The organism is Mesocryomonas lacus, from assembly GCF_055730135.2.
In genome coordinates this window covers 1-6640 of the sequence record NZ_JBUZWE020000031.1, presented here as the reverse complement: position 1 = coordinate 6640, position 6640 = coordinate 1, and the positions used below count along the sequence as shown (strand labels likewise).

The window sequence follows — 6640 nt, the reverse complement described above, 5'->3', positions numbered from 1 at the left end:
AAGAACTTTTCAGGGGGTAGACCACTTGAAGTTCGAGCCCGATCTCTGGATCCACGGACACGTCCACAGTCAGCAAAATTACATGGTTGGCCGCACGAAGATCCTCGCGAACCCGCGCGGCTACGTCATCCTGCATCCGCCGCCGAAGTCGCTGCCGACTATCGAGAACCCGAGCTTCAATCCGGGCCTCGTAGACCAGTCCGCGGCTTAGCTACAGTGCAGCCGACATCGATCACGCGTGGGACTACCCGGAGCTTTTCCTGTCGCGAGTTAGCGATCCGGTGTGGCCTTCGCTGGATCAGCCGTCGTGGGAAGACCGGGTGCAGTCCATCGCCGACGGGCATCCAGATGCCAAGGTCTATAAAGTGGGAGACCTAAAGACGTGATCCGGATCCCTCCATACGGAGAACCGTCGCCACGTATGAAGACGGCGGTCGATGCTGAAATCCGTCGCGAGGTTCAGGCTGATCTAACGGCAATGCTGCCGTTCACGGCGATTGCCTCTCGTCATAGCATCGACAACGTCGAGGTGGCGCTCATCCATCACGAATGCATCCGCAGCCGGTCGAGTGTCCAGAGAAGCTGCCTGTCGATGTCGCCGAACGCATCGACTTGGCGCTCCTCTAAGCAGTCGGTGGCGAGCCGAAGATCTAACCGCGCGGCAGCCGTTGCAGTGGCGCGGCGGCAAGTCAATAACGTATGAGATTTGAAGCGTGTCGCTTGGTGGAGAAGCCTAGCTCGGGTGTCCTGCCTGTACGTACTCCATGGCAGCGACGGGCACCGAGGATATGGTTAAGCTTGCCCGGATACATTCCAGTTTCAATGCCAAAAAAAAAGCGTAAAAAGCGCAGAGCTGCGAAGAGTCAGGAATGAAACGACGTGATGCGGTGCGTATCGAATTCGGCCAGGTTTTCCTGTCGACGAAAATGTTGCCGTACTGCCACTTAGATCATATCGTAAGCACGAAAGGTGCACTACTTGAAAATTTCTAAAAGAATGCTGATCGCACCGCAGGAGAACGAAACCTACGGTACCTTCGCAATCGCTATATCAGTATTTATATTCGCTTATACCATTCGTTTTGGGCCTGCATCGATACTGTTATTTTACTCTTTGTGGATGCCGCTTGTTCTAATCAACTATCGCGTAGTTGTAGGAAAGACTAGTTATTTTTTTGTGCCGATACTATTCGTTTTTCTTATGCTTATATCCGCTACGTGGTCGGAGGTGCCGGCGATAACGCTTCGGTCGTCAATTCAGTTTTTTACGCATTTGGTATGCGCATCAATTGCCGCGCGAACGATTACACTGTGTACCTTAACCAAAGGCGCAATATGGGGGTGTCTATTTGTTGTAATTTATTCTTTTATTTTTGGTAGATACGGATATGACCTGATGGATGGATCCTACACATTTATCGGAGCATTCAACTCAAAAAATCAACTTGGAAATTTTTGTTCGTTTGGCGTATACTTTTCGATTGCCTACCTACTATCTCCTCGCGAAGCATCTCCGATAACGTTCATTGCTATTATAACCACAATTCTTTGTGCCTACGCGTTGATAGGATCGCGGTCGGCAACTTCGATCCTGACAGTGATCTTTACACTAGGTGCTTTCATCGCTTTACGAACAACGCTGAGACTTTCCGCGGGATCCCGTATAACGCTTGTTGTACTGGCATTGCCGCTTGGGTTTATCATTCTGCTCGCAGCTTTCAACTCCAATATTGGCGATCAGATCCTAGCTATATTTGGTAAGGACTCCACTCTGACAGGTCGAACGTATCTCTGGTCTGAAGGATTTAGAACGTTCCAACAGGCGCCAATTCTCGGCACTGGCTACCAAGCTTACTGGGTTCAGGGCTTCTCTGAAGCGGAGCGGCTCTGGGCGGAGTTTTATATCGGCGCACGCAACGGTTTTCATTTTCACAACACGTACATTGAGGTTATGGTTGAGCTAGGCGTTATTGGTCTTGCAATACTAGTATGGATTGTTGGCTGCACAATCCTTAGGCCCTTAGCAATGATTACCCGAGGTAATAAAGATTACGACTTAGTAGTTGTAGCAGGTTTTTCTATATTACTTCTTTCGCGGTCTTTCTTTGAAGTGGACTTTTTTAACGCCTATAATTTTGGCTCGTTTCTGCTGTTCTATGCGTATGTTCATCTACGAATGCGGGTTTCTTGGGCTCCAAACTCCAATTTTTCGCATGCTGTTTTGACTTAGAGCCGAGAATATCGTGCGTATGGGATGCGTTATTGTCAGTACCATAGGAATCAATAGAGATCTCTTAGGAAAGGGCGGGCTTAAGTTTAGTTATTTTGACCTGGACTAGGCAAAATCAATATTCAGGGTTCCCAACCGAGGTGATCGCTGATTCATAGGGTTCCGTGTGAAGATGCGGAGCTTTTGATGGCGGCCAAGCCGTACGAACTGAAAGAGGAGCAGTGGGCGAGGATCGCTCTGCTTCCGCCGGGTAAAGCCAGCGATCCCAGCCGGAAGGCTTCCGATAAACTGCTGTTTGTGGACGGCTGTTTGTGGGTTCTGCGCTCGAGCGCGCACTGGTGTGACCTGCTTGAGCGCTATGGCAAGTGGAAGACTGTGCACCGCCGCTTCAGCCGATGGCGCCATGAGGGCGTGTGGGAGCGGGTGTTCGAGGTGCTCACCGCCGACCGTGACAACGAATACCTGATGATAGACAGCACCATCGTGCGGGCCCATCAGCAGGCAGCCTGCGGAAAAGGGGGCCCAGGATCAGGCGCTGGGGCGTTCCCGAAGGGGGACTGACGACCAAGATCTACATGCTCGACGACACTCTCGGCTGGCCGCTGCATTTCATCGTCACCGCCGTCATGCGGGCGATTGTCCGCAGGCGGCCGTGCTGCTCAAAGGCCATTCCGGCCAGGCAGTCCTCGCCGACAACGCCTATGACAGCGGCGCCTTGCGGGCGATTATCGCCGGGGCGGGAGCTGCGGCGGTCATTCCCTCAAACCGAGGCCGCAAGATCGTTATTCCCAATGACGTCGGCGCCTACAAGCATCGCAACCGGATCGAACGATGCTTCTCAAAACTCAAGCACTTCCGTCGTTTCGTGACCCGCTACGATCGCAGAACCATCCACTTCACCGGCTTCGTTCACCTCGCCGGTGCTATGATGTGGCTAAGTTGAATGGCGATCCGCCCTAGGCGGGTGGGCAATGGGGATTCCCAAATCACCTGTTGACTGACTCAAGGCTGCTCTTTGCGGAGAGCGGTTTTGGTTCGAGGTTTGATGTCAGATGCGGAATGGGTCTTCTTCGAGCCGTTCGTGGTCGAGAAAGTTCCGCGGCGAGGTCGGCGACCTCGCGAATATCGGTTGGTTCTCGACGGGGTGTTCTGGATCGCCCGAACGGGGACGGCGTGGCGTGATTTGCACAGCCATTTCGGTGCCTGGAACTCGGTCTATCGCCAGTGGGCGCTGGACGCAGGCAGCTCTGGGACGGTAACTACCCACCCCCGCTTTCACGCATTTCAGTCGCCGACGGTCTTTAGAATGGTTTTGAAGACATTGGCGCCTGGACGCAGCCTTGCGATGTCGACGACGGTGCGGATGTCGGCTTCGCCTTCGGCAGCCCACATGGCACGGTAGCCGTTGTTGACCTTGCGCTGAATGACGGTCGGTCGCAGCGATCGCTCGCAGCATTTGCTGGTGGCATCGACCATGCCGGGCCAAAGAGCGAAGGTCGGGAGCTGGTCTCGCGCCCACCTGAACTTGTGCTGGACCACGCGGTCGAAGGGACATGATGTCGGGGCGGCGAGGATATCGGAAAGACTTCGTTCCAGCGCCCGGCGCTTGGCGGCGATGGTTGATGCAGCAAAGGTCGTGATGCCGTTCGCCAAAGCGAAAGCCTTGGACAGCCAGATCCTCAGCCGCGAAGGCGCAGATCCTCGCTCGCCTGTTCGGCGTAGGCGACGTCGCGGGCCAGATGAGTTAAGCAGGTCTGATGGGCGTCGGCATGTCCTTGCTGGGCGGAGTAACGATCTGAGCACCAGACCTTTGGCCGGTGCCTGTCCATCAGGGCCCTGACCACGATGGCGCCGCGAGTTAGAGCGACCTGATGAACAACGGCCTCATCGCAGCGAAACACCCATTGGAATGCATTGCTGCCCTCGATCCGCACGCCGGTCTCGTCCGAGCCCACTACTGTGGCACGGCGCAGGGCGGCAATGGCACCATCGCGATCGGCGACGAAGGAACCTTGCGCCCGGCGCAGCATGTTCATCAGCCCGCCCTGGCTGATCTGCAAGCCGAAGAGATCGGCCAGAGCATTCTGAAGCCTTTCATAGGACAGGGCCTGGAAGGTCTTGAGATAGGACGCCACTGCATGCAGCCGCGGCCCAAACGGCGTTCCCTTTGCCGCGTCGGGCACGCCCGCTGAAACAAGCATGCTGCAGCAAACGCAACAGACCGAAAGCAGGTGATGACGCGAGCTTATCAACACGCTGGCGGCGCGCTAAAAAGGGCATCAAGACCAAGGTCATGAACGCTCTCGCGGTAGCTTCTCGACCAAGATCCATCTCCGAAGCAATGTTAGAGGATTCACGGCTGCCATCACGCTGAGGGGCGGTCAGGTCTGCGATATGAAAGGCTATGCAACTGACCCTGATCGGCCCGGTCCCAAGCCCTGCGTCCTGCTCGCCGATAAGGAATACGATGCCAACTTCAGTCTAGCCGACCTCGAAGCCCGAGGCGTCGGGGCGGTCATCTTGCAAAGCGAAACCGTAAGGTCAAACCCGTCATCGACGTATACGTTTATAGACTGCGAATTTACGTCGAACGATGCTCCTCAAAGCAGAATCACAGTTGGCGGCGTACGACGCGACACGACAAGACCGCGAGTAGATTTCTCCGCTTCGTCCTTGCCGCATCAATCCGACTGTGGATTAGACCCTTTGCTCAGACCGCCTATCGCGACCTCCTGTCGATTTCACGCTATGGACGTAGTGAGCTTAACGCGTTAAATTCCTGAACGGTATGAGATTGGAGTAAAAATTGACAAAAATTGAAAATCATAAAACGGTACTATTATTTTTTGCAAACAATAGCAAGGCGGCACAAGGAACAATTTCTAGTAAGGTAAAAGATATAATACGGCCGGTATATAAGCGTTTAACTGGAAAGCAAGAGCGTTCTGGGTTCGATGTATCATTCTCAATGCTTGTCCAGGCGCTTCAATCTAATGGATTTGCTGTTCGGGTGAATGATTATGATTTCGCTCTTCGTCATCCAACTTATCCTGTGGGACTTGTCGGATCAACCGCGTTGCTGGAAACATGGCCCTTGCCCAATCCGGTTTTACTCGGACCTTCTCTCTACGATCATCCGGGAATGGCACCTGATTTATTCTCCGACCCACGATTTCGTAAGATACTTGTTCTTTCGGACTGGATGCGGGATATGTTTGAACCCTACTATCCGGCAAAGTGCATTCAATGGTTCGCTGGTTTTAATTTAGATGATTGGCCGGATAGGTCAGGTCGCGTAAAATCACTAGACTTTATTCTTTATGATAAAATTCGTTGGGCGCAGCATGTAGCCCGTCCGACTTTGATATATCCTATCCAAAAAAAGTTACAGGATCGCGGCCTTTCTGTGCGTACTATGCGGTATGGAAAGCATCACCATTCCGAATTTCTGGAAGGTCTAGATGACGCGCGTGCTTTGCTATTCTGTTGCGAGCACGAAACGCAGGGTTTAGCTTATCAAGAAGCTCTTGTATCAAACATACCTGTGTTGGCATGGGATCGCGGCTTTTGGGCAGATCCAATATGGGAATGGTTCGGGAACCGTGTTCCTGCTTCATCCGTACCATTTTTTTCTCCCCAATGTGGCATGAAATTCAGTGGAATTAATGATTTTGATCAATCTCTCGATAAATTTCTCAGTAACCTGCCGAACTTCAAACCGCGTAGTTTCGTTGGATCCTCCCTCAGCCAAAAGGAAAGCGCACGTCGTTACGCTGATGCCTACTTTTCACTAGATGGTTCTTAGTAAGAGCTGCTGGGTATCTGCCGATCAAGTGCTAACTAAAAATTGGAAGTTGGATTACAGAGCGCCCCGTTGCGGCTATGGCATCTCGTTCCGTTTTCTGGCCAAGTGGAGCAATTCCAACAGGCGTCTTGATCTTTTCTGTTCTCCGCCAATCCGAAACCACTTCAAGCACCGGAAGCAACCATCAGGATCAACATCATCGCGTCCATCTGACCGGACGCGGAACACCTGAGCCTTCCAGCAGTGGGCGCAGACTAGGAAGCGTGCACCCAGTATTGCCAGCGGAATCTGGGCAAGTGCATGCGTGGCCCAGGCCGTGAGTACGACAGATCCGTCCTGCATATTGTGGCGTTCGCATTGGGTAAGTTGGACGGTGCCAACCTACCGGACTATGATTCTGATTGCGTTGAAGCGGCTGGTAAGCAATGACTGTATGAATGCGGGTAGGAATGATCATGGCATTTATCGTCTAGCTGAAAGCTATGGTTCGAATGTTCCTTGCACCGCAGGAAGACGATACCGAATTTGATGAGCTAGATCGGCATTGGTAAATACAAGACTTGAGCAAAAATTTATGCGAGATATTAATGCCTTGCGAGGTGTGGG

General features: G+C 52.8%; 3 protein-coding genes and 4 pseudogenes. 6 read left to right on the top strand and 1 reads right to left on the bottom strand.

Going from position 1 to position 6640, the window contains the following annotated elements; all coding sequences use genetic code 11:
- The 5 genes and pseudogenes from ACZLZY_RS24635 to ACZLZY_RS24615 all read left to right on the top strand — a co-directional run.
- Positions 1-211: pseudogene (locus ACZLZY_RS24635) on the top strand (hypothetical protein); the annotation flags it as partial.
- 210 nt (positions 212-421) lie between these two features.
- Positions 422-703, top strand: a complete 282-nt coding sequence (locus ACZLZY_RS24630; protein WP_472936618.1) for a hypothetical protein — start codon at positions 422-424, stop codon at positions 701-703.
- 692 nt (positions 704-1395) lie between these two features.
- A complete protein-coding gene (locus ACZLZY_RS24625) occupies positions 1396-2229 on the top strand; it encodes an O-antigen ligase family protein (protein ID WP_472936617.1) in 834 nt (277 codons plus the stop codon).
- 186 nt (positions 2230-2415) lie between these two features.
- Positions 2416-3172, top strand: a pseudogene (locus tag ACZLZY_RS24620) (IS5 family transposase).
- A 102-nt stretch (positions 3173-3274) separates the two neighbouring features.
- A pseudogene (locus ACZLZY_RS24615) lies at positions 3275-3479 on the top strand (transposase); the annotation flags it as partial.
- A 34-nt stretch (positions 3480-3513) separates the two neighbouring features.
- On the opposite strand, the pseudogene tnpC reads toward ACZLZY_RS24615, so the two are convergent.
- Positions 3514-4478 (bottom strand): annotated as a pseudogene (gene tnpC, locus ACZLZY_RS24610) (IS66 family transposase); the annotation flags it as partial.
- Between the two features lie 557 nt (positions 4479-5035).
- On the opposite strand from tnpC, the gene ACZLZY_RS24605 reads away from it, so the two are divergent.
- A complete protein-coding gene (locus ACZLZY_RS24605; RefSeq protein ID WP_472936616.1) occupies positions 5036-6034 on the top strand; it encodes a glycosyltransferase in 999 nt (332 codons plus the stop codon).
- The last annotated feature ends 606 nt before the right edge of the window (positions 6035-6640 follow it).

What these genes read in the sequence shown, in the direction of transcription:
- ACZLZY_RS24630 (WP_472936618.1), top strand. Translation starts at nt 422, where the DNA reads ATGAAGACGGCGGTCGATGCTGAAATCCGTCGCGAGGTTCAGGCTGAT.
- ACZLZY_RS24625 (WP_472936617.1), top strand. Translation starts at nt 1,396, where the DNA reads ATGGATGGATCCTACACATTTATCGGAGCATTCAACTCAAAAAATCAA.